This is a genomic window from Arthrobacter sp. BI5, assembly GCF_056680065.1.
Genome location: NZ_CM155264.1, coordinates 3,162,870 through 3,183,317, shown reverse-complemented (window position 1 = coordinate 3,183,317; position 20,448 = coordinate 3,162,870). Strand labels below are relative to the sequence as shown.

The 20,448-nt window shown below is 69.0% G+C and carries 22 protein-coding genes and 1 tRNA gene; 14 read left to right on the top strand and 9 right to left on the bottom strand.

The genetic code is table 11. The features are described from left to right. Positions 1-13: 13 nt before the first annotated feature. The 4 genes from AC1MED_RS14675 to AC1MED_RS14660 form a co-directional block, all read right to left on the bottom strand. A complete protein-coding gene (locus tag AC1MED_RS14675) occupies positions 14-2,035 on the bottom strand; it encodes a DUF6541 family protein (protein WP_479783944.1) in 2,022 nt (673 codons plus the stop codon). A gap of 7 nt (positions 2,036-2,042) precedes the next feature. Continuing rightward, complete coding sequence (locus AC1MED_RS14670; protein WP_479783942.1) at positions 2,043-3,248, bottom strand: polysaccharide pyruvyl transferase family protein; 1,206 nt, start codon at positions 3,246-3,248, stop codon at positions 2,043-2,045. A gap of 92 nt (positions 3,249-3,340) precedes the next feature. Further along, positions 3,341-4,849, bottom strand: coding sequence for a catalase (locus AC1MED_RS14665; RefSeq protein ID WP_479786698.1), 1,509 nt, complete (start codon positions 4,847-4,849; stop codon positions 3,341-3,343). Positions 4,850-4,873: 24 nt separating this feature from the next. After that, positions 4,874-5,341 (bottom strand): Fur family transcriptional regulator, encoded by a 468-nt coding sequence (locus tag AC1MED_RS14660; RefSeq protein ID WP_479783941.1) that lies wholly within the window; start codon positions 5,339-5,341, stop codon positions 4,874-4,876. Between the two features lie 469 nt (positions 5,342-5,810). Between AC1MED_RS14660 and AC1MED_RS14655 the strand changes: the two genes are divergently transcribed. Both AC1MED_RS14655 and htpX read left to right on the top strand, forming a co-directional pair. Next, entirely contained in the window at positions 5,811-7,082 is a 1,272-nt protein-coding gene (locus AC1MED_RS14655; RefSeq protein ID WP_479783940.1) for an MFS transporter, read from the top strand. 67 nt (positions 7,083-7,149) lie between these two features. After that, entirely contained in the window at positions 7,150-8,022 is an 873-nt protein-coding gene (htpX, locus tag AC1MED_RS14650; RefSeq protein ID WP_479783938.1) for a zinc metalloprotease HtpX, read from the top strand. A gap of 60 nt (positions 8,023-8,082) precedes the next feature. Here the strand turns inward: htpX and AC1MED_RS14645 are convergent, their stop codons facing one another. Beyond that, positions 8,083-8,574: a YajQ family cyclic di-GMP-binding protein gene (locus AC1MED_RS14645; RefSeq protein WP_138768479.1), complete on the bottom strand. Its 492-nt coding sequence runs from the start codon at positions 8,572-8,574 to the stop codon at positions 8,083-8,085. 201 nt (positions 8,575-8,775) lie between these two features. Between AC1MED_RS14645 and AC1MED_RS14640 the strand changes: the two genes are divergently transcribed. The 5 genes from AC1MED_RS14640 to AC1MED_RS14620 all read left to right on the top strand — a co-directional run bounded on the left by AC1MED_RS14640 (position 8,776) and on the right by AC1MED_RS14620 (position 11,379). Next, a complete protein-coding gene (locus tag AC1MED_RS14640) occupies positions 8,776-9,030 on the top strand; it encodes a hypothetical protein (RefSeq protein WP_479783937.1) in 255 nt (84 codons plus the stop codon). Between the two features lie 150 nt (positions 9,031-9,180). Further along, positions 9,181-9,262, top strand: a tRNA-Tyr gene (locus tag AC1MED_RS14635). A 230-nt stretch (positions 9,263-9,492) separates the two neighbouring features. Beyond that, complete coding sequence (locus AC1MED_RS14630; RefSeq protein ID WP_479783935.1) at positions 9,493-9,885, top strand: DUF7793 family protein; 393 nt, start codon at positions 9,493-9,495, stop codon at positions 9,883-9,885. A gap of 139 nt (positions 9,886-10,024) precedes the next feature. Further along, on the top strand, positions 10,025-10,201 hold the full coding sequence (locus AC1MED_RS14625) for a DUF1059 domain-containing protein (RefSeq protein ID WP_479783933.1): 177 nt from the start codon (positions 10,025-10,027) through the stop codon (positions 10,199-10,201). Next, positions 10,198-11,379, top strand: a complete 1,182-nt coding sequence (locus AC1MED_RS14620; protein ID WP_479783931.1) for an EAL domain-containing protein — start codon at positions 10,198-10,200, stop codon at positions 11,377-11,379. Before AC1MED_RS14625 ends, AC1MED_RS14620 begins: the two co-directional genes overlap by 4 nt. On the opposite strand, the gene AC1MED_RS14615 is transcribed toward AC1MED_RS14620, so the two are convergent. Beyond that, positions 11,376-12,194: a hypothetical protein gene (locus AC1MED_RS14615; RefSeq protein WP_479783929.1), complete on the bottom strand. Its 819-nt coding sequence runs from the start codon at positions 12,192-12,194 to the stop codon at positions 11,376-11,378. The two genes, AC1MED_RS14620 and AC1MED_RS14615, sit on opposite strands and share 4 nt — an antisense overlap. A 180-nt stretch (positions 12,195-12,374) precedes the next feature. Here AC1MED_RS14615 and AC1MED_RS14610 point away from each other — a divergent pair, with 180 nt between their 5' ends. The 5 genes from AC1MED_RS14610 (at position 12,375) to trxA (ending at position 15,198) form a co-directional block, all read left to right on the top strand. Further along, positions 12,375-12,929: a GNAT family N-acetyltransferase gene (locus AC1MED_RS14610; protein WP_479783927.1), complete on the top strand. Its 555-nt coding sequence runs from the start codon at positions 12,375-12,377 to the stop codon at positions 12,927-12,929. 19 nt (positions 12,930-12,948) lie between these two features. Further along, the gene (locus AC1MED_RS14605; protein ID WP_479783925.1) at positions 12,949-13,353 is read left to right on the top strand and encodes a VOC family protein; all 405 of its coding nucleotides are present in this window, start codon (positions 12,949-12,951) and stop codon (positions 13,351-13,353) included. A gap of 46 nt (positions 13,354-13,399) precedes the next feature. After that, positions 13,400-14,128 carry a Type 1 glutamine amidotransferase-like domain-containing protein gene (locus tag AC1MED_RS14600; RefSeq protein ID WP_479783924.1) on the top strand — a complete coding sequence of 243 codons (729 nt, stop codon included), beginning with the start codon at positions 13,400-13,402 and terminating at the stop codon, positions 14,126-14,128. A gap of 51 nt (positions 14,129-14,179) precedes the next feature. After that, on the top strand, positions 14,180-14,725 hold the full coding sequence (locus AC1MED_RS14595) for an acyl-CoA thioesterase (protein ID WP_479783922.1): 546 nt from the start codon (positions 14,180-14,182) through the stop codon (positions 14,723-14,725). Positions 14,726-14,793: 68 nt separating this feature from the next. Beyond that, complete coding sequence (trxA, locus tag AC1MED_RS14590; protein WP_479783920.1) at positions 14,794-15,198, top strand: thioredoxin; 405 nt, start codon at positions 14,794-14,796, stop codon at positions 15,196-15,198. Positions 15,199-15,322: 124 nt separating this feature from the next. Here trxA and AC1MED_RS14585 read toward each other — a convergent pair whose 3' ends face one another. Further along, the gene (locus AC1MED_RS14585) at positions 15,323-15,601 is read right to left on the bottom strand and encodes a putative quinol monooxygenase (RefSeq protein WP_346960789.1); all 279 of its coding nucleotides are present in this window, start codon (positions 15,599-15,601) and stop codon (positions 15,323-15,325) included. Between the two features lie 112 nt (positions 15,602-15,713). Here AC1MED_RS14585 and AC1MED_RS14580 point away from each other — a divergent pair, with 112 nt between their 5' ends. Next, positions 15,714-17,390, top strand: a complete 1,677-nt coding sequence (locus AC1MED_RS14580; protein ID WP_479783918.1) for an AMP-binding protein — start codon at positions 15,714-15,716, stop codon at positions 17,388-17,390. 170 nt (positions 17,391-17,560) lie between these two features. Here the strand turns inward: AC1MED_RS14580 and AC1MED_RS14575 are convergent, their stop codons facing one another. Further along, positions 17,561-18,541, bottom strand: a complete 981-nt coding sequence (locus AC1MED_RS14575) for a DNA-3-methyladenine glycosylase family protein (protein WP_479783916.1) — start codon at positions 18,539-18,541, stop codon at positions 17,561-17,563. Between the two features lie 186 nt (positions 18,542-18,727). Here AC1MED_RS14575 and AC1MED_RS14570 point away from each other — a divergent pair, with 186 nt between their 5' ends. Further along, positions 18,728-19,180 (top strand): VOC family protein, encoded by a 453-nt coding sequence (locus tag AC1MED_RS14570; RefSeq protein WP_479783914.1) that lies wholly within the window; start codon positions 18,728-18,730, stop codon positions 19,178-19,180. Positions 19,181-19,187: 7 nt separating this feature from the next. On the opposite strand, the gene AC1MED_RS14565 is transcribed toward AC1MED_RS14570, so the two are convergent. Then, on the bottom strand, positions 19,188-20,321 hold the full coding sequence (locus AC1MED_RS14565) for an SLC13 family permease (protein ID WP_479786697.1): 1,134 nt from the start codon (positions 20,319-20,321) through the stop codon (positions 19,188-19,190). Positions 20,322-20,448 lie beyond the last annotated feature (127 nt).

The following is a 20,448-nucleotide window of genomic DNA, read 5'->3' as shown; positions in this document are numbered from 1 at the left end:
CTGCGGGTCCCGGCTAGCCGCAGGCCGTGATCCTGTACAGGGTGCGGCCATCCGCCGAGGCCACTTTCTCGAAGCCGCGGCCGGTGGGCACGTTGTAGAAACCGGGCCACCGCTTCAGGCTTACCGTGCCGTGGGATCCACCCGGGGCGTCTTCGTAGAAGTGCGTGGCACCGACCCTGCGCAAGGCCGCGCAGACCGACGGGTCCGTGGACAGCCGGTTGAACCCGGTCCGGAGCAGTTCCTTGGCAGCACTCCCGGCCGTCGGGGCGCCGAGCTGCGTGTACACCACATGCCGCCCGGTGAGGGCGTAGAAGTACGTCTCGCCGTTGAAAGGGTCCCCGATCACCACCGCGTCGGCCGGAAGCATCGCACCGGCCCGCTGGATAAAGGCCTGTTCACCCCTCGAAAGGACACCGGTGCCGGCCCGCGCCGATACCTCGTAGTTCTGCGCGGCCACCGCCACCCGGTCCACTGACCGAAAGCCGCCCGAGGCCGCGTACATGCCGTACATCACGACGGCGACGGACAGCGCGACGAGCACCCCCGGGACAGGCCACCTGCCGCCGAGGCGGGCGGCAGGCAGCCGCGCCGCCACTGCACGGTGCGCGGCCCTCGCCAGCACCGCGACGGCCAGGGCCGCCAGCAGGCTGCCTGTCATCGCGATGAACGGCGCGATCCGCTGCGTGTCCTTGTACCAGAACCCGGTCAGCCACCGCAGCGCGTTCTCCGGTCCGGCGGCAAGAACATAGAGCGCGGCAAAGGCCAGCCAGGCGACGGTGAGCGGCCTCGCGCCCCTGATGAAGGCAGCCATGGCACCGCCGAGGATCACCAGAAGCCCCACCGCGAGGTTGAAATCGTCCGGCGCGGGCGGGGACAGCGCGGGAAATCTCGGAAGGTCGAAGAACGCCAGCAGCAGTGAATCCGGGACTTGGGCCCGCACCGCGCGCGGGTAGGCCATCACACCGGCAAGCAACCGGGAATGGGCCAGCACGGCGTAGGCCGCTGCGGCGGCAGCAACCGCCGCCGCGCCCACCGCGACCGCCATCCCGGGGCGGCGTCGTGCGCCCCGCAGCAGCGGCGGCAGGACGTGCGCCGCCACGAAAGACAGCGCGGCAATCACGGTGGCAAAAACGGCACTCGGGTGCGCGGCCGCACAGCCGCCCAAGACCGCGGCCAGGAGCGCGGCCAGGAGCGCATACTCCCTGGCCGGTGTGCCGGCCCGCTCGGCGGAGGCCAGACGCCGCAGCAGCAGGACACCCAGGGCCAGGGCAGCCGGGACCAGGGCGGTGGCGAGCCCGTTGGGCCATTGGCCGCTGCGGAGGAGTTGGGAGTAGGGAAAGCTGACAAAGGAGGCCGCGAAAAGCGGCGTCAGCGCCCACGCCAGCGGATGCCGCGGCAGGACCGCAGAGGCCAGAAACGTCAGGCCGATCGGCCAGATCAGGCCACCGATGACGATCGAGGACAGGTTGGCTGTTTCCGCCAGGCTGCCCGGGACCAACGACACCACGCTGTGCCAGCCCGCGGGGTAATACGTGCCGGAACCGAAGACCGGAGCCACGCCCCACGGCGTGGCGCTGCCGGACTCCTGGATCCAGCGCAGCACGTTCAGGTGGAAGATGGGATCCCAGCCCTGCGACGCGGCGGCCGGATTGCCGATCCCCCGAAGCAGCGCCAGGCAGGTCACCGCCGAACCGGTCAGCACGCCCGCGCCGACCGCCAGGTTCACCGGCCAGCGGAGACGGGCAGGCCACAGGCTTGAGGTCAGGCTGAGCCGCCTCCCTACCAGCCAGGCGGCCACCATCGGCGGCACGGCGCTCAGGGCGGCCGTGGCAGCGTTCCACGGCACGCCCACGGCGTCAGCCGCCAGGCTTCCGGCCAGGAAAACAAGCAAGGTCACGGCCGGGCTGAGGGCAACTGCCGCAGGCCAGCCCGGTTTTAGCGGCAGGAGCACCAGCACCCCCGGGAGGAAAAACGCGCCGACCAGAAGAACCACGGTCAGGGCGTGCGGGAGCAGCCCGGGAAGCCAAGTCAGCATAGGGGTGTCAGCGCGCTCCGGACCGGATCTTGTTCTTCCGGGAAACAGCCAGCGTCTTGTTGAGCAGCTTGGCGGCTCCGGCGGTCAGAGCCCCGCCCTGGCCGGACATTGCCGGGTAAAGTGTCTGGGCTTCGGTGCGTTTCTGTTCGAGGAGGGCGGGGAGGTTGGCTGCCAGCGCGCCGGGCTGCTCGGGCATGGCGGGGGACTCGTCGCCGAGGGCTAAAGTCCAGCCACTGCCCAGGGCCGCGACGGACTCGTGTTTGACGTCGTAGTAGCCCTTTTTCACGCCGACGGCGATGCCGCGGGCACCCGCGGCGGCGGCCAGCAGGTGCAGGTGGAAGCGGCTGGTGACCCAGGTCTGCTGTGCGGAGAGCGGCAGGCCGTTGGTCCAGACGCGGCTGAACGGGATGAACCGGCTCTCCGGGATGCGGTCGGCGAGGCGCTCGTAGGCGGCGTGGTCGACGCCGGGGATCGCCTCGACGTAATAGGCCTTGACTCCCCGGCGGCCGGCGAGATCCACCTGGGTGCGTGCGATGTCGACGGCGGCCTGGAAGCGTCCGGGGTCGGCCAGGTCGCTTTGGATGCAGACGTAAAGCCCGGCCGGGGCGTTATTGCGGCCAATTTCCCCGGCAATGCCAAGCAACGCGTCGTCCAGGCCACGTTCCAGACCGTGGGCCGCAGCGCTGGGCTCGTCCCGGGCTCTAACGTAGTGGAAACCCCCGAAAAGGGGTGGTTGGGTGTCGGCCGCCGGGAGTGCCGGCATCAGGCCCTGGCCGGTGGCGTAGAGCCGGGCGCCGGTGGCTTCGCTGACGGCGCGCATGCCCTCGACCAGTCCGGCGTGGTGCGGCCAGGTGCCGTTGACATAGCCGCCGCCGATCAGGTGCAGCGACTCGGCTTCGCGGAGTTTGAGGATGCCCAGGTCGTAGGCGGGGGTGCCGAAGTTGGTGATGCGTTCGCGGATGGTTTTGGCTGCCGCATCCGCGGGGAGGTCGGCGGTGTCGTGCACCAGGCGCCAGAGCGTATTGGTGATCCGGAGCCGGGGGTGCAGGCCCTCGAAGAGGACCTGGGCCATGCCCGGTTGGGGGCAGTCGAGCCAGACGTCGGCGTCGGGCCGGGCCGCGGCCAGGTGCTTGAGCCAGGCGGCGGCGATAAACTCGTCGCCGAAGTTGGGGTGGCCGGAAGTGCCGACCAGATAAATGATTCCCGAATTCACTCAACAGACTATAGCGGCGTGCCCGCGCTGTGAGCGAAAGAACACCCCGCCGCGGAGAACCGCGGCGGGGTGTTCTTTGGTGCAGGCTGAAATTAGCCGATCTTGTTGGCAGCCTCGGCGTCCGAGGTGGCAGCGCCGGCGGCGGCACCCAGGTTGGCGCGCAGCTTCGCGCCGAGCTCGGCGTCGACGTTGGTCCAGTACTGGATGGCGCGTTCCTTGATGGCCGCGCTCTTGACGCCGCCCACCGCACCGGTGAGGGTGTCCAGCAGGCGGGCCTTGGCGCCGTCGTCGAACACCTCGCGGTACAGCGTGCCGGCCTGGCCGAAGTCGCCGTCCTCAGCGTGCAGGGAGTGCGCGGAGAGCGTCAGCTCGCCGTCGTTCTCCCAGCCGCCGGCCGGGTTCTGCGGTTCCACGGCAGCCGGGCCGCCGAAGGAGTTCGGCGCGTACACCGGCACCGAGGGGGCGTTGAAGTGGTACCGCGCCGCGCCGTCCTGGCTGTAGTTGTTGACCTGGCTCTTCGGCAGGTTGACCGGAAGCTGGGCGTGGTTGGTGCCCACGCGGTAGCGGTGCGCGTCGGCGTAGGAGAAGATGCGGGCCTGCAGCATCTTGTCCGGCGAGGCGGCGATGCCCGGCACGAAGTTCGACGGCGCGAAGGTGGCCTGCTCGATCTGCGCGAAGTAGTTCTCCGGGTTCCTGTTCAGCTCCATGGTGCCGACCTTGACCAGCGGGTAGTCGCCGTGCGGCCATACCTTGGTGACGTCGAACGGGTTGAAGCGGTAGGTCTTGGCGTCCTCGTAGGGCATCACCTGGACGTGCAGGTCCCAGGAGGGAAAGTTGCCCGCGTCGATGTTTTCCTGCAGGTCGCGGATGTAGAAGTCCGCGTCCGCGCCGGCCAGCTCCTCTGCCTCGTCGCCGGTCAGGGACTTGACGCCCTGGTTGGACTTGAAGTGGTACTTGACCCAGAAACGCTCGCCCGCCGCGTTGATCCACTGGTAGGTGTGCGAGCCGTAGCCCTGCATTTCACGCCAGGAAGCCGGCAGGCCGCGGTCGCCCATGAGCCAGGTGACCTGGTGGGCGGACTCGGGGGAGAGGGTCCAGAAATCCCACTGCATGTCGGCGTCGCGCAGGTGGGTGCCGGGGAGGCGCTTCTGCGAGTGGATGAAGTCCGGGAACTTGATGCCGTCGCGGATGAAGAACACCGGGGTGTTGTTGCCGACCAGGTCGTAGTTGCCCTCGGAGGTGTAGAACTTCACGGCGAAGCCGCGCGGGTCGCGGAGGGTGTCGGCGGAGCCTGCCTCGCCGGCGACGGAGGAGAAGCGGATGAGCATGTCCGTCTCGGCGCCCGGCTGGAACAGCGCCGCCTTGGTGTACTGGGAGACATCCCCCGTGGTCGTGAACGTGCCGAAGGCGCCGCCGCCCTTGGCGTGCACCACACGCTCCGGCACGCGCTCGCGGTTGAACTGGGCGAGCTTCTCCACCAGGTAGTGGTCGGTCAGGACGATCGCGCCGTCAGCACCGACGGACTTCGAGTGGGCGTCGGAAGTGACGGGGGCACCGGACTGTGTCGTGGACACTGCGGGCGCAGAGATGTTCTGAGTCATCATTCTCCTATTTCTGTTTCTAACTTAGTTACGGTCGGCGGGGAGTTTTTGGGTGCGCTGGCAGTCCTCGCAGATGCCCTGGTACAGGACATCTGCGATCTGGATGGTCATGGGCTTGGAGCCCGAGTCCCAGTGCGGGGTGAGGCACGGAGCGTGGCCGACGGCGCATTCGACGTCCTCAACCCGGCCGCAGCTGATGCAGACGGCGTGGTGGTGGTTGTCGCCCACCCTCGTCTCATACAGCGCAGGCGAGTGGGGAGGTTCGAAGCGCCGGAGCATGTGCAGTGCGGTCAGGTCGCCAAGGACCACATAGACCGATTGGGCGGTGAGTTCGGGCAGGTTTTCGCGGGCGGCGGCAAGGATGCTTTCCGCCGGCGAATGCGGATGGCGCTCGACGGCGGCCAGCACGGCCAGCCGCTGCTTCGTCACCCGGCGGCCGTGGGCGCGCAGGGCCGCGGCCCACGCCTCGCTGCCGTCCACCAAATCCGTCATGGCCCCATTCAAGCACTTATTTTTAGCAGTTCACAATAAGGTTCGGCTTATTTCGAAACGCTCCCTCAGGTTTGGCGGTAAGTGGGGACACGCTCCCTCAGGTTTGGCGGTAAACGGGGGCACGCTCCCTCAGGTTTGGCGGTAACTGGGGGCACGCTCCCTCAGGTTTGGCGGTAACTGGGGGCACGCTCCCTCAGGTTTGGCGGTAACTGGGGACACGCTCCCTCAGGTTTGGCGGTAAACGGGGACACGCTCCCTCAGGTTTGGCGGAAACTTTCCGAACGCCACCTCACCTCTTGTGAGGGAGCGTTCGGGTTTGGAGCGCCGGTTGTGAGGGAGCGTTGGGGTTTGGGCGGCTGGTTGTGAGGGAGCGTGCGGGATTGGAGCGCCGGTTGTGGGGGAGCGTTCGGGTTTGGAGCGCCGGTTGTGAGGGAGCGTTCGGGTTTGGAGATCCCATTAGAGTTGCCCGGTGGGGAAATTCTTGGCGGACATTACGCCGCTACGCGAAAGTCCGGCCTTCCGCCGCCTCTGGCTGGGATCCGCCGCCTCGGCGCTGGGCAGCCAGCTCACCCTGGTGGCCGTGAGCCTCGAGGTCTACCGGCTCACCCAGGACAGCCTGTATGTGGGCCTGCTGAGCATCTTCGCCCTCGTCCCGCTGGTGTTCGGCGGCCTGCTGGGCGGATCCATTGCCGATGCCCACGACCGCCGCAAGGTCGCGCTCGCCGCCTCCGCCGTGCTCTGGCTGACCACCGCGGGCCTGGCGCTACAGGCCTGGCTGCAGCTGGGCAACGTCTGGCTGCTGTACGTCCTGGTGGCGGTGCAAAGCGGTGCGCAGGCCATCAACCAACCGGCGCGCAGCGCCATCATCCCGGTCCTGGTCCGCAAGGAGCTGCTGCCCGCGGCCAACGCCCTGAGCATGATGATCTTCGGGCTGACCATGACCGCCGGTCCGCTGCTGGCCGGCGTGCTGGTCGCCACGGTCGGCTTCGCCTGGACCTACACGATCGACGTGGCCAGCTTCGCGTTCGTCGTCTGGGCCCTGCTGAAACTGCCGCCGATGCCCCGGGGGCAGGAGTCGCACCGGGCCGGCCTGCGTTCCGTGGTGGAGGGCTTCCGCTTCCTCGGCACCCGTCCCAACCTGCGGATGACCTTCGTGATCGACCTGGTGGCGATGATCCTCGCGCAGCCGAGGGCGCTGCTGCCGGCCATCGCCGCGCTCATGATCGGCGGCGGCGAAGCCACAGTCGGCGTGTTGCTGGCCTCGACCGCCGTCGGGGCCTTCCTCGCCGGGCTCTTCTCCGGCCCGCTCGGTGCCGTGCGGGCGCAGGGCACGGCGGTGGTCTGGTCGGTCATCGGCTGGGGCGCCTCGATCGCGGGGCTGGGCCTCGTCGTCGTGCTCGCCGGCCGGTCCGGCGCCGGGGGCGTGACGTTGTGGCTGGTGCCCGCCGCGGTGTGCTGCGCACTCGCCGGGATCGCCGACTCGATCAGCGCCGTGTTCCGCACCACCATCCTGCAGTCGGCCACCCCGGACCATCTGCGCGGCCGGCTGCAGGGCGTCTTTGTGGTGGTTGTCGCCGGCGGACCCCGGGTGGGGGACATGCTCGCCGGCGGCGCGACTAAGCTGCTCAGTGAAGGCTGGGTACTGCTCGCGGGCGGGGTGCTCTGCGCGGTGGTGGCCTGGCTCGTGGCCCGCTGGCAGTCCGGGTTCCTGCAATACGATGCGCGGAACCCGGTCCCGTAGCGGTTCGTTTCCCATAGGGGTGGTCCGTGGGACACCCCGACGACGGCGGCATGGCTTGGGAGGATCAGTGCACAACCACCACAACGGACTGAAAACAGCGGCCCTGTTCGGCGTGCTCTGGGCGGTGCTGCTGGGCCTGGGCGCGCTGCTTGGATCCAGCATGCGCAGCTCGGCGCCCATCTGGATCATGGCGCTGATCGGCGTCGGCACCACCGCTTACGGCTACTGGAACAGCGACAAGATCGCGATCCGGGCCATGCAGGCGTATCCGGTGACGGAGGCCGAGGCGCCGCAGCTGCACCAGATGGTCCGGGAGCTCTCGGCTCGCGCCAACCAGCCGATGCCCCGGATCTATATCTCGCCGACCATGGCGCCCAACGCCTTCGCGACCGGCCGAAACCCGCAGAACGCGGCGGTCTGCTGCACGCAGGGCATCCTGCAGCTGCTCGACGCACGCGAGCTACGCGGCGTGCTCGGCCACGAGCTGATGCACGTCTACAACCGGGACATCCTGACCTCGTCGGTGGCTGCCGCCGTCGCCGGTGTGATCACCTCGGTGGGCCAGATGCTGCTGTTCTTCGGCGGCGGAGGCGACCGCCGCAACGCGAACCCGCTGGCCCTGCTTGCGATGGCGCTGCTGGCCCCGTTTGCCGCCTCGCTAATCCAGATGGCCATCTCCCGGACCCGGGAGTACGACGCCGACGAGGATGGGTCCGCGCTCACCGGCGACCCGCTGGCGCTGGCCTCGGCGCTGCGCAAGATCGAACAGGGCGTGCAGCTCGCGCCGTTGCCGCAGGACCAGCGGCTGGTGAACGCCTCGCACCTGATGATCGCCAACCCGTTCCGCGGCGGAGGCATGGCTCGGATGTTTTCCACGCACCCGCCGATGAGCGAACGGATCGGCCGGCTGGAACGGATGGCCGGGCGGCAGCTCGGCTAGGCACGAAAAGGCCGGGCCCCGGCGTCGTGATGACGCTGGAACCCGGCCGGTTTAGCGCTCCTAGCTGCGGAAGTTCACGAACTGCAGGTCGGCCTCGTCGAAGCCCTTGAGCAGGTTCATGGTTTCCTGGAGGTCGTCGCGGGACTTGGACGTCACGCGCAGCTCGTCGCCCTGGATCTGGGACTTGACCGACTTGGGCCCCTCGTCGCGGATCAGCTTGTTGATCTTCTTCGCAAGGTCCTGGGCAATGCCCTCCTTGATGGTGGCCTCGAGGCGGAACTCCTTGCCGGAGGGGTAGGGCTCCCCGGTATCCAGGGACTTTAGCGAGATGCCGCGGCGGATCAGCTTGGACTGCAGCACGTCCAGGACCGCCAGCACCCGCTCCTCGGAGTTGGCCTTCATCAGGATCTTCTCGCCGCTGAAGTCGACCTCAGCGCCGACGCCCTTGAAGTCGTAACGCTGCGCCAGTTCCTTCTGTGCCTGGTTCAGCGCGTTGGCGACCTCCTGCTTGTCGACCTTGCTGACGACGTCGAATGTGGATTCGCCTGCCATGACTGTCCTCCTGATGGTTGTCCGGACGCCCTGCTGAAGGGCGGTGTTTTCTGCATTCCAGCCTAGTACGGATGCTCCGGATGTGAAGCTGCGCGGGGGCTGGCGGTCCTCACAGTCGGCTCAAAGCTGAACCACGGGGGGAACGAAGCTTGCCCGGGCACAGTTGTAGTCCTTGGAAGAGCCGCTTGAAAGGCAAAGTACATGAACCGCAAGGCCATCCGTTCCGTCTCCAGCTCCGCCGCCGCCGCGGCCGGTTCGATCACCACGGCGGTGACGTCGGTGGCCGCCGCGGCGCTGGCGGCCTCCATCATCCTCAGCCCGGCCGCGGACGCTTCGGCCCGGCTGGACGGTGTGCAGGCGGATCTGGCCCGGGCGGTGCAGCTGAACCAGGTCACCGCGGAGCAGGCGGCAAAATTTGAGGCCAAACTCGCCAGCCGCATCCTCGGAGAAGCCTGATTTTCCGGGCCCTACGGGGCCGGCCGGTGCCGATTCGATTCTTCGGCGGAAGTTCTGTAAAGTTGTCTTGCCCGCGGTTGCTGGAAGCGGAACGGACTGGAAACAGGCGTTTCGACGACAGAAGCTGCGAGTGATCTTCTTTTGAAGTTCGGCAGATTACCCGAGCGGCCAAAGGGGGCTGACTGTAAATCAGCTGGCAACGCCTACGGGGGTTCGAATCCCTCATCTGCCACCCTTGAAAAACCTCCGGAACCACACGGTTCCGGAGGTTTTTCTTTGCCCGGCCGCGCCCTGAAGTCCGGATCACGCCGGCGGCTGCTCCGTAAGTGCCCTTTAGCGGGGTGGAAACGGCGGCTACGGGGCAGTCGATGGGCGGGGAGGCCGTCATTTTCGAGTGAAAACGTGCCCGGCGTCACATATTGTCCCCGCGAGGCGTTACCCTTTCGCAGGAGGGGGAATCACATGGAGATAGTCCTGGCAGCCGGCAAGGGAAAGCTCAGCCTGGATGCGGGCGGAATTCTGCAGCTGGCCTGGGCTTCCGGCTCCGCGCTGGATACGGCGGACGCCGTCGAGTCCGTCCTGGCCATTTCAAAAATCAGTGCCGGGCGGATGCTGCCGTTGCTGATCGATATAAGTGACGTCAAGCTAACTGCCGGAGCCCGTAACCACTACCTGGACAGCCGGTTCGTTTCCTCCGTGGCGCTGGTTGGTGAGTCCAACGTGGACCGGGTGGTGGCCGCCTGGATGCGCCGCGGGAACGACTGTCCCCAGCGCTACTTCACCTCGAGGACCGAAGCCCGGCAATGGCTGGCCGGACTGGCCGCCGACGACGGGACGCAAACCGTCGCAGGCTGATCCGTCCGCCGGCCCGCCTGGCCGTATGGCTGACCGCCCGCCGATACGACCACGACACCCCGGCCGGAGGATCAGCCGATTCGTCATTACTGCAGAGTAGGGTAAGGCGCGTTGATCAAAAAGTGCCTGAGGAGCTCAAATGAAGTCGTTTGCATGTGGTGACGTTGTTCCCGGTTGTGAAGCCCGCTGGGTGTGCAGCACGGACGACGAGATTCTGGTCCAGGTCAGCGCCCATGCCGCATCCGTGCACGGCCTGACCGATCTTTCCCCCGAGCTCGTCGGCTCGGTGCGCAAAGCTATCGTCCCGGCTAGTTGATTCCCGCGGCGGGCGGGCCGCATCCCGACGCCGGCGCCGGCACGCCAGCCCCTCCGGACTGGGAGCGCCTGCTCGCGTCCGCCTGCCGCGGTGAAGGGCTGGCGACGGCCTATCAGCCCATTATCGATACGGCGCGGGGAGCGGTGGTGGGCTACGAAGCCCTGGCACGGTTTCCCGGTTATGCCGAGAAGAACCCCGAAGTGTGGTTTGCCGCCGCCCGCGCCCACGGTAAAGCCGCCGAGCTTGAATCTGCCGCGCTGCGCACGGCACTGAAGGCCCGCGCCGCGCTGCCGGCCAACTGCTTCCTGACCCTCAACGTTTCACCCGAACTGCTGACGTCCGAGTGCATCCGCAGCGTGTGGCGCGACGAGGGCAGGCTGGGCGGCCTGATCGTCGAACTGACGGAGCAGACGCCGATCGATTCGTACGTGGAGCTGGAACCGGACCTGAACCAGTTGCGCGCCGCCGGTGCCCTGATCGCCGTCGACGACGCCGGAGCCGGCTACGCGGGCCTGCGCCACCTGCTGGCCCTGCGTCCCTCGATGATCAAGATCGACCGGGCCCTGATCCAGGACGTCGACCGCGATGAGGCGAAGCGGGCACTGATCGGGATGCTTGGCGCCTTTGCGAGCCGCGTGGATGCCTGGATCCTGGCCGAGGGGGTGGAGCGGGCCGAGGAGCTCGAGGCGCTCGTCTCGCTGGGTGTACCGCTCGTGCAGGGCTACTACCTTGCCCGGCCGGCTCCGCCGTGGGCCGGCATCGACCTTGACGTGGCACACCGCCTGGCCAGCACGCGGCCGGTGGCGCACAAGACGGTCATCCGCGACGTCGTCGAACCGGCGGCGACGGTGGACAGCGTCGCGCTGGCCGCCGAGGCTTTTGCAGCCAACCCGGCGCTGGAAGCGGTTGTGCTGCTCGGCGAGCACTTGCGGCCGGTCGCGGTGCTGGACGCGGGGGCGGCTGCGCTTGCCGTGGTGAGCCCGGGGATGCGGGTGAACCTCGATACTCCGCTCAGCGAGGCGCTGGCCCGTTCCATGACGAGGCCGAACGCCCAAAGGTTCGACACGCTTTTGGTGACCGACAACGCAGGACGCTTTGCCGGCGTCGCCCGGATGGAGCGCATGATCCTTGCGCTCACCGGAAGCGGCGACGAGGCCGCGGACCTGACTGCAGACTAGCCCGGTCCGCTCCCGAGTGGCACGAGCCGGAACGAGTATTGCCCCGTGCTGCCAGCGGGCGCCATGCTCAGCTCAGCGCCCTCCCAGGGCAGTTGCAACAGGATGCTGATGACTTCCCCGCACGGGACGGTCCGTTCGGACAGGACTTCGGCGCCGTTCCAGCTGCGGATGGACAGCCGCGTCGCCGCCGTCCCGCGGCAGGCGAAATTCAAGTCGTAGAGGCCGGGCGGGGCGGAGAGCCCAAAGCTGGTCGGCGCGTCGGACGTGGCGGAGCCCCGGTATTCGCCGGGGACCGACGGATCCAGGACGTCCCGGGCCCAGGCGCTGGCACCGAAATTCTCGCGCAGCGATTCGTCCGTGTTGGGCTCGATCTTCACCCCGGCGACGCCGGCATCGAGGCCGTACAGGGCGGTGGCACGGGCCGTAAGTATGCCGCCCGTGTGCCGGATGAACGTGGCGCGGGCCTCGCCGCAGGGGTAGTCCCAGGCCTCCGGAAGTCCCTGTCCCCGGACCAGCTTTACTTCCAGCCGGGTGGCGCCGGAGCATGCCGCCGTCAGCAGGTAGTCCCCGGCAGCGAGGTCGGTGGTCCACTCGGCGGTCTTGCCAGTTGCGTACGGAACGCCGGAACCGGCAGGCGGGCCCGCGAGTTGCCGGGTCACTTCGGCCAGGAATGCGGCGGGGTCCACGGAGCGCGTGGCAGTCGGCGCGGGCTCGGGCGCCTCCTCGGGGCTGTATTCGCACCCAGCCAGGGGCAGGAGCAGAACCAGCAGCAATACCTTCGCGCGCAGGATCCGCGCCCCCCACAGAGCCGACATGCCCCGAGTCTAACGCCGCCCAGGGGACCAAGCCCGGCCCACGGACCAGGACCGGCCCGCACGCCGGACCGGGGACGGGGCCGCCGTGGCACGGACGGAGGCCGAGGCCCGGGCCCGGGCCCGTCAGCGGCGCGGCGCTGGCGGCTGCAGCAAGGAGGATCCGGAAGGATGGGGAGGGTGATGACTGAGAGTCCCAGCACGCTGGCGGGCGATCTGCCCGGCGGTGTCCGGATCAGGCTGCTGCGCGGCTCCGACGCCGAGCGGCTGGGTGCCGCCTACCGGCGGAACCGGGAGCACCTCGCGCCCTGGGAACCGGTCCGGAGCGCGGAATTCTTCGCGACGGAGGGCCAGCGGGCGAACATCGCCGGCAACCTCGCCATGTTCGCCGCCGGGACCGCCGTTCCCTGGATCCTGCTGCAGGGCGACTGGGCGGTGGGCACGATGACATTGAGTGGCATCGTGCGGGGCCCGTTCCGCAGCGCCAACCTCGGCTACTGGGTGGACCAGGAATATACCGGCCGGGGCGTCGGCACGGCCGCCGTCGCCCACGGTGTCGCTGCCGCCGGCACCGCGCTGGATCTGCACCGCATCCAGGCGGCCACCCTGCCGCACAACGCCGCCTCGCAGGCTGTGCTGCGGCGCGCCGGTTTCCAGCAGATCGGGCTGGCCCCGGAGTACCTGCATATCGCCGGCAGCTGGCAGGACCATGTCCTGTTCCAGCGCATCCTGCACTGACGCGTGGGAGACTCACACAGTGACTGACGAATCTTTCGGCGCCCTGCACCACATCGAGCTGTGGGTACCGGACCTCGGCCGGGCCACGGACCACTGGGGCTGGCTGCTGGCCCGGCTCGGTTACGAGCAGTACCAGGACTGGCCCGGCGGGCGCAGCTGGCGGCGCGGACCCACGTACATCGTCGTCGAAGAGTCCCCGGACCTGAGCAGCCGGACCCACCACCGCACGGCGCCCGGGCTGAACCATCTGGCCTTCCGTGCCGGGACGCAGGAGCACGTGGACGCGCTGGCGGCGGACGCCCCCGCCCACGGCTGGACCGGGTTGTTCCCGGAAAAGTATCCGCACGCGGGCGGCCCCGGCCATTACGCCGCCTACCTGGTCAACGCGGACGGCTTCGAAGTCGAGCTGGTCGCCGCGGACTGACCCGACCGCGGACTGACCCGGCAGCCGGGGCGGTACCGTGATACCCATGAGCATCATGCTGGTGGGCGGCGGGCCCGATACTGTGACCACCCCGGTTGTGTTTGACCGGTTCGTCAAGGAGGTCCGGAACCGCACCGGCGGAAGCCGGCCTGCCCGGATCGCCGTAGTGCTCTTTGACCGCGAAGGCAGTTCGGAGTACTTCCTCCCCGCCTATCTGGAGCCAATGCACAGCCGTACGCCCTGCCAACTGACGCCGGTGCTGCTGCGCGCCAACGAGCCGGCCGATCCGGCGGCGTTCGACGACGTCGACGGGATCGTCGTCGGCGGCGGCCCCACCCCGGACTACCTTGAAGGCCTCCGGGGCTCGGCGGCGGCGATCCGGGCGGCGGTCGCGGCCGGCGTCCCCTACCTCGGATTCTCCGCCGGCGCGATGATCGCGCCGCAGCGCGCCCTGGTGGGCGGCTACCGGCTCCGGGGTGTCGAGGTGTGCTCGCAGGAATGCTCGGAAGGCCTTGACGAGCTTGAGGTCCGCGACGGCCTGGGCCTGGTGCCGTTCGCCGTCGACGTCCATGCCGCCCAGGCCGGGACCCTGAGCCGCGCGGTTGCGGCGGTCGCGGAGGGCCTTGTGGACCGGGCGGTGGCGGTGGACGAGAACACCGCGCTGGTGCGGCGCCACGCGGACCTCGAGGACCTCGAGGTGATCGGCGCCGGGAACTGCTGGTCCGTCCGCGGCGCGGGCCGTAAGGCCACGGTCGCCGTCCTCTCCGCCAGCTGAGCCGGGCACCCGTCTTTGGCACCATTGTTACTCGCGGGTAACATAGTGCCCATGCATCTGCTGCTCCGCACCATCCTCCTGCTCATTAAGTCGGCCCGGCGCTCGCCGCTCGGTATCTGGGACGCGTCCTCGTTGCCGCTACGGGTCCTGCCGACGGACATTGACATCGCCATGCATGTCAACAACGGCATGTATTTCTCCCTGATGGACCTGGGCCGGTTCGACCTGATGGCACGCAGCGGGACCTGGCAGGCCATGCGCCGGCGCGGCTGGACGCCGGTGGTGGCGGGGGAGACGATTGCCTTCCGCCGCTCCCTGCAGCTGTGGCAGCGCTACAGCATCGAGACCAAGGTCATCGGGCTGGATGAGAAGGCCATCTACTTCGAACAACGCATGGTGGCCGACGGCGAAATCTACGCCCGGGCGCACATCGCCACCCGGCTGGTGGCCAAGGGTGGCCCGGTCAGCCAGGAGGAGATCATCCGCGAATTCGGGGCTCCGCCGGCGGAACTGGAACTGCCCGAGTGGATCCACAACTGGCGCGAAACAAACGCGCTGCCGGGGGCCCGCCGGCCCGCCCCGCACGCCTGGGCCTAACCCGGCGGCGGATGTGCCAACAGCGAAACGCAGGGGACTTTCACGGGCGGCTCGCGTACCGTTGACCCATGGCTACCGTAGACATTACAGGTGAACAGTTCGCATCGACCGTCGAGGACAACGACATTGTCCTCGTAGACTTCTGGGCCGAATGGTGCGGCCCGTGCAAGCAGTTTGGCCCGACCTACTCGGCCGTTTCGGAGAAGCACCCGGACGTCGTTTTCTCCAAGGTGGACACCGAAGCCGAGCAGCAGCTCGCCGCCGAGGCCGGCATCACGTCGATCCCCACCCTGATGGCCTTCCGCGAGAAGGTGCTGGTGTTCTCCCAGCCGGGGGCGCTGAACGCCCAGCAGCTGGAGCAGGTGGTCGATGCCGTCAAGGCGCTCGACATGGAGGAAGTCCACGCGCACGTGGCCCGCTCGCAGGCCGAAGCCGCAACCCAGCAGGACGGCACCCAGATTCCGGACGTCTGATCCGGCTCCCAACGGCTAAAAGCAACGATTTAAATCAACGCGGGGTCACTCCGCGCCCATCCCTGACAGGGTTATGGGCGCGGAGTGACCCCGCCTTGCTGTTGGGTGGGTGCGAGCGGCCGGACTAGAGCTTTTCCAGCTTGACCGGCTCGGCCAGCAGTGCGCTCAGGGACTCGTTCAGGTCCTGGACCGCCGTGCCCTTCGAGTGCTTGTCCAGGTCCTCCTGGGAGGCCCACCGCTCGGTCAGCACCAGCTTGTCCTCGCTCGCCTCGGTCAGTTCATAGCGGATGCAGCCGGGCTCGTTGACTACCTCGTCGATCGCGATCTCGAGGGCAAGCTTCACGCGGAAGAACTCGCCCTCGTTGGGGATGAAAGTGGCTTGCAGGTCAATGGGTTCGCTCATGGCCTTTACCCTACCGGGCGGCCGCGCCGGCGCCCGGAGATGGCCGGAAGATTTCCTAGGACTTCCACGCTTTACCCTTCTCTTGCCGCCGGGCTGTTGGTAGCGTCACACCATGCTTGCGTACACAGCCGGGGACACTGACGTCCCGCTGATCGAAGAAACCATCGGCGACCACTTTGAGCGGGTCGTTGCCCGGTTCCCGTTCCACGATGCACTGATTGAGGCCGCGGCGGTTCCGGGAGGGGAGGCCCGGCGGTGGAGCTACACCAAGATGAACGACGACGTCGACCGGCTGGCCCGCGCGCTGCTCGCGCTCGGCGTCGCCACCGGCGACCGGATCGGCATCTGGAGCCCGAACTGCGCCGAATGGACCATCCTGCAGTACGCCACGGCGAAGATCGGGGCGATCCTGGTCAACGTCAACCCGGCGTACCGCGGCCATGAACTGGAATTCGTCGTCAGGCAGAACGGCATGCGGATGCTGGTGGCGGCACCGTCGGACAAGAACAGCGATTACACCGGGATGGCCCGGCAGGCGCTGGCGGAATGTCCCGAGCTGCGCGAACTCGTGTTCCTGCCCGATGGAGGCCTGCCCGGCCTCGGCGCCGGCGTTCCGGAAAGCGAGGCGGAACAGACCTATGCGGAACTCCTCAGGCGGGCCGACGACGTCGCGCATTCAGGGCTGAAGGCGCGGATGGCCGAACTGGACCCGCACGACGCGATCAACCTGCAGTACACCTCCGGCACCACCGGTTTCCCCAAGGGCGCCACCCTGACGCACCGCAACCTGCTCAACAACGGCTACTCCATCGGCGAGCTGCTGGACTACACCGAGCACGACAGGGTGGTGCTGCCGGTGCCGTTCTACCACTGCTTCGGCATGGTGATCGGCAATCTGGCCGCCTTCAGCCACGGCGCCGCCACCATCATCCCGGGCCGCGGGTTCTCACCGGCCGCCGCGCTGGAGGCTGTGCAGGACTTCGGCGGGACATCGCTGTACGGCGTGCCGACCATGTTCATCGCCGAACTCGCCCTGCCGGACTTCGCCTCCTACGACCTGTCCACACTGCGCACCGGCGTTATGGCCGGCTCGCTGTGCCCCATCGAGGTCATGAACCGGGTGATCGCGGAGATGAACATGCGCGATGTTGCCATTTGCTACGGCATGACGGAGACCTCGCCGGTTTCCACCATGACCCGCAGCGTGGACACGATGGCCCAGCGCACGCAGACCGTAGGCCGGACCATGCCGCACCTGGAGAGCCAAGTGGTGGACCCGGTGACCGGAGGGGTCCTGCAGCGCGGCGAGATCGGCGAGCTGTGCACCCGCGGGTACTCGGTGATGCAGGGCTACTGGAACCAGCCGGACAAGACAGCGGAGGCGATCGACGCCGACGGCTGGATGCACACCGGCGACCTGGCGCGCATGGATACGGACGGCTATCTCGTGATCGAGGGGCGGATCAAGGACATGGTGATCCGCGGCGGCGAGAACGTCTACCCGCGCGAGATCGAGGAGTTCCTCTACACCCACCCGGACATTCAGGACGTTCAGGTGATCGGTGTCCCTGACGCCGCCTACGGCGAGGAACTGATGGCCTGCGTGATCCTCAAGCCCGGCGCTGGCATGCTGGACGCCGCCGGCCTGGCCGACTTCTGCCGGGGCAAGCTGGCGCACTATAAGATCCCGCGCTACGTGGACGTCCGGGAAAGCTTCCCCATGACGGTGTCCGGCAAGATCCGCAAGGTGGACATGCGCCAGGAGGCCGTGGCCCGGCTGGGACTGTAGCAGCGGCCGGAGGCGGCCGTACCGCGAGCGGTGTTTCGCGGCCGGGTGGTACCGTCCGGGGGGACTTTGGGGGCAATACGCGACGTCGGCGCTCCGGTTGGCGGCGTGTCCGCGCCAAAGTGCCCCCGGACTGCGGCCCAGCCCGGATTCCGTGCAGCGCTGACGCGGGGTCAGTGACCGCGGTGGTCCTGGATGGTCATCCGCGGGCCGAAGACCGGCTTCCGGAATCCGCTGAGGCCGATCATCCGCACCACCCGCTGCCGGTGGCCGGCCCAGGGCGCCAGCAGCCGCAGCATCCCGGCGTCGTCCGTCCGCCGCCCAGTGAGGGCAGCGCCGACGTAAGCCGCCAGGTGGTAGTCGCCCACCGCGATCGAGTCCGGACAGCCGTGCGTGCGCTGCACCACCTCGGCCGCCGTCCAGATACCGATCCCGGGAAGGGTCTGCAGCTTCGCGGCCGCTTCGACCGCCGGCAGCGCTGCCAGGCGTTCCAGTGCGACGGCGGAGCGCAGCGCCCGCATGACGGTGTCCGAGCGCTGCGGGCCGACCCCGGCCTGGTGCCATTCCCAGGACGGGATCCGCAGCCACTGCTCGGGGGTGGGCTGGACCAGGAGGTTGGCGGGGGCGACGGTGCCGGCGCCGGGGGCCGCGGTCCCGAACCGGTACACCAGGTAGCGGTAGCCGCGGCGCGCCTCGATCACCGTGACCTTCTGCTCGAGGACCGTGGGCACCAGCGCGTCGATCATCCGGCCGGTGGCTGGCAGCCGGACGGCGGGGTTCCGGCGCCGGGCGTCCACCACCATCCGCGGGAGCGTGGCGTGGAAGGCGGGTTCGTCGAAGGCCGACCAGTCGTCGTCGCGGCCCAGCAGGCGCGGCACGGCACCGATCGCCTCGGCTGCCCCGGGCCCCCAGGCGCGGGCCTCGATCCACGGCGCGCAGACCGGACCGGCGGGGGACAGGCGCAGTGAGGCAGGACCGGCCGGCGTCGTGAACGCCAGCCAGAAGCCGTCGGGGGTGACCCGGATGGAGGGATCGCCGTGGCCCCGGCGGAGCGGGCCGAGGGTCTGCATCAGGTCGTAGGGGCCGCCCGGGTGCCACCGGAGCGAGGCGTCCGCCGCGGCGGCGGTGCCGGCGGGGAGCTCTGCGGTTGTCACCCGAACATGTTCCCACGCGGGGCCGACGGCGGGCACATCCGGGCATATTCCGGACCGCCCTCGGTGGCGGGGCCCGCCGGACCCGATGGCCCTTATCCGGAGCCCCGCGCGGGACTAGACTCCGGCTGTGGCGCGGGTTGCCGTGCCGTCCCCGGGAGCGGATCCCTTGAAGGTCAGGAGAATGTGATGGCTGGTGGCGTGGTGCATTTCGAGCTTCCCGCGGACGACGAGAACCGCGCCCGGGAGTTCTACAGTGCGGTGTTCGGCTGGGGTTTCCAGGTCATGCCGGAGATGGAATACAGCCTGGCGCTGACCACCCCCCTGGACGAGCGGGGCCGGCCCGCGGTGTCCGGGTCCATCAACGGCGGCCTGTTCCGCCGCGGCGACCTCACGGCCCCGGTGGTGACGGTCGACGTCGACGACATCGACGAGGCGCTGGCGCAGATCGCGGCCCGGGGCGGTTCGGTCCACCGCGGCAAGATGGAGGTGCCGGGGTCCGGTTGGAATGCGTACTTCAAGGACACCGAGGGCAACATTGTGGGGCTCTGGCAAAACGCGGCCCCGGCCGCAGCCGGCGACAGTACCGGTGAGGCGGCCGGTGGCGCCGGCGCAACCGCCGGGAACGACCTGGGGGCCTGACGCCGGATCAGTGCATGCCGCTGGTCAGCCAGAGAGCCACGACCGCCAGGGGGACCGTCAGGGCGACGGCGGCGACGCCCGCCAACGCGAAGCCGCCCCAGCGGATCTCGACGTTGAGGGCCCGCAGGCGTTCGTGCCAGAGCAGGGTCGCCAGCGAAGCCCAGGGCGTCACCAGCGGGCCGAGATTCACGCCGATCAGCAGGGCCGCAAGCCGCACCGGCGAGCCGCCCACCGGTTCCAGCGCGAGGTAGGCCGGCAGGTTGTTGACCGCGTTCGCCGCGCCCGTGCCCAGCGCGGCCAGCTGCAGCAGCGCCGGCAGGCTCTCCCCGGACCCGGCCACCCGGCCCAGGACGCCCGCCAGGCCGTTGGCGTGCAGAGCCTCCACGACCATGAACAGGCCGACCGTGAGCATCAGCGGCCGCCACGGAATCATCGACCAGCGCAAGGCGGAGCGGCGGCGCCACAGGAAGAGAACCAGGAGGACCACGGCGGCGGCCGCAGCCGGAAGATACACCGGGATCCCGGAGACCAGCGCCGGCAGCAGGAGCAGCATCACGCCGGCCGAGGCATAGAGCAGCACCCGGTCCCGCACCCGGTGGACCGGCTGCGGGCCGTAGCGGCCCCGCAGATCCTTCCGGAAGGCCAGCCACAGCAGCGCCAGCGGGACCAGGACCCCCACCAGCGCGGGCGCCCAGACCAGCGAGGCGAAGGCGGCGGGGCTGAGGCCCAGCCGGGACTGGGCCAGCAGGTTGGTCAGGTTGGACACGGGCAGCAGCAGCGACGCCGTGTTCGCGAGCCAGATGGTGGTCAGGGCGAAGGGCAGCGGCGGGATCCGGGCGTGGACCGCCAGCAGCACCACCACGGGAGTGACCAGCACCGCCGTCGTATCCAGCGACAGGAATACGGTGGAGACTGTGGCCAGGGCGATCACCAGCAGCCAGAGCAGCAACACGCGGCCCCGGCCCAGCGCGGCCAGGCGGTCAGTGACCGCCCGGAACAGCCCGGCGTCGTCCACCAGCTCGGTCACCAGGGACATCGCCACCACAAAGCCCAGCACGGGCACCGTGCGCCCGGTGAGTTCCTCGAAGGCGGGCCACGGCAGCAGCCCGGTGCCCAGCGCCGCGCCCCCGGCCAGCAGCATGCCGCCGGGGACCAGGTAGCTCCTGAGCGTCTTCCACCAGGTCCTTCGTTTCACCGCCTAATCGTCGCACCCGCACGGCGGCAGCGGCGACGCGACGTGCCCGCGGCCCCGCAGACGGTAACTTTGT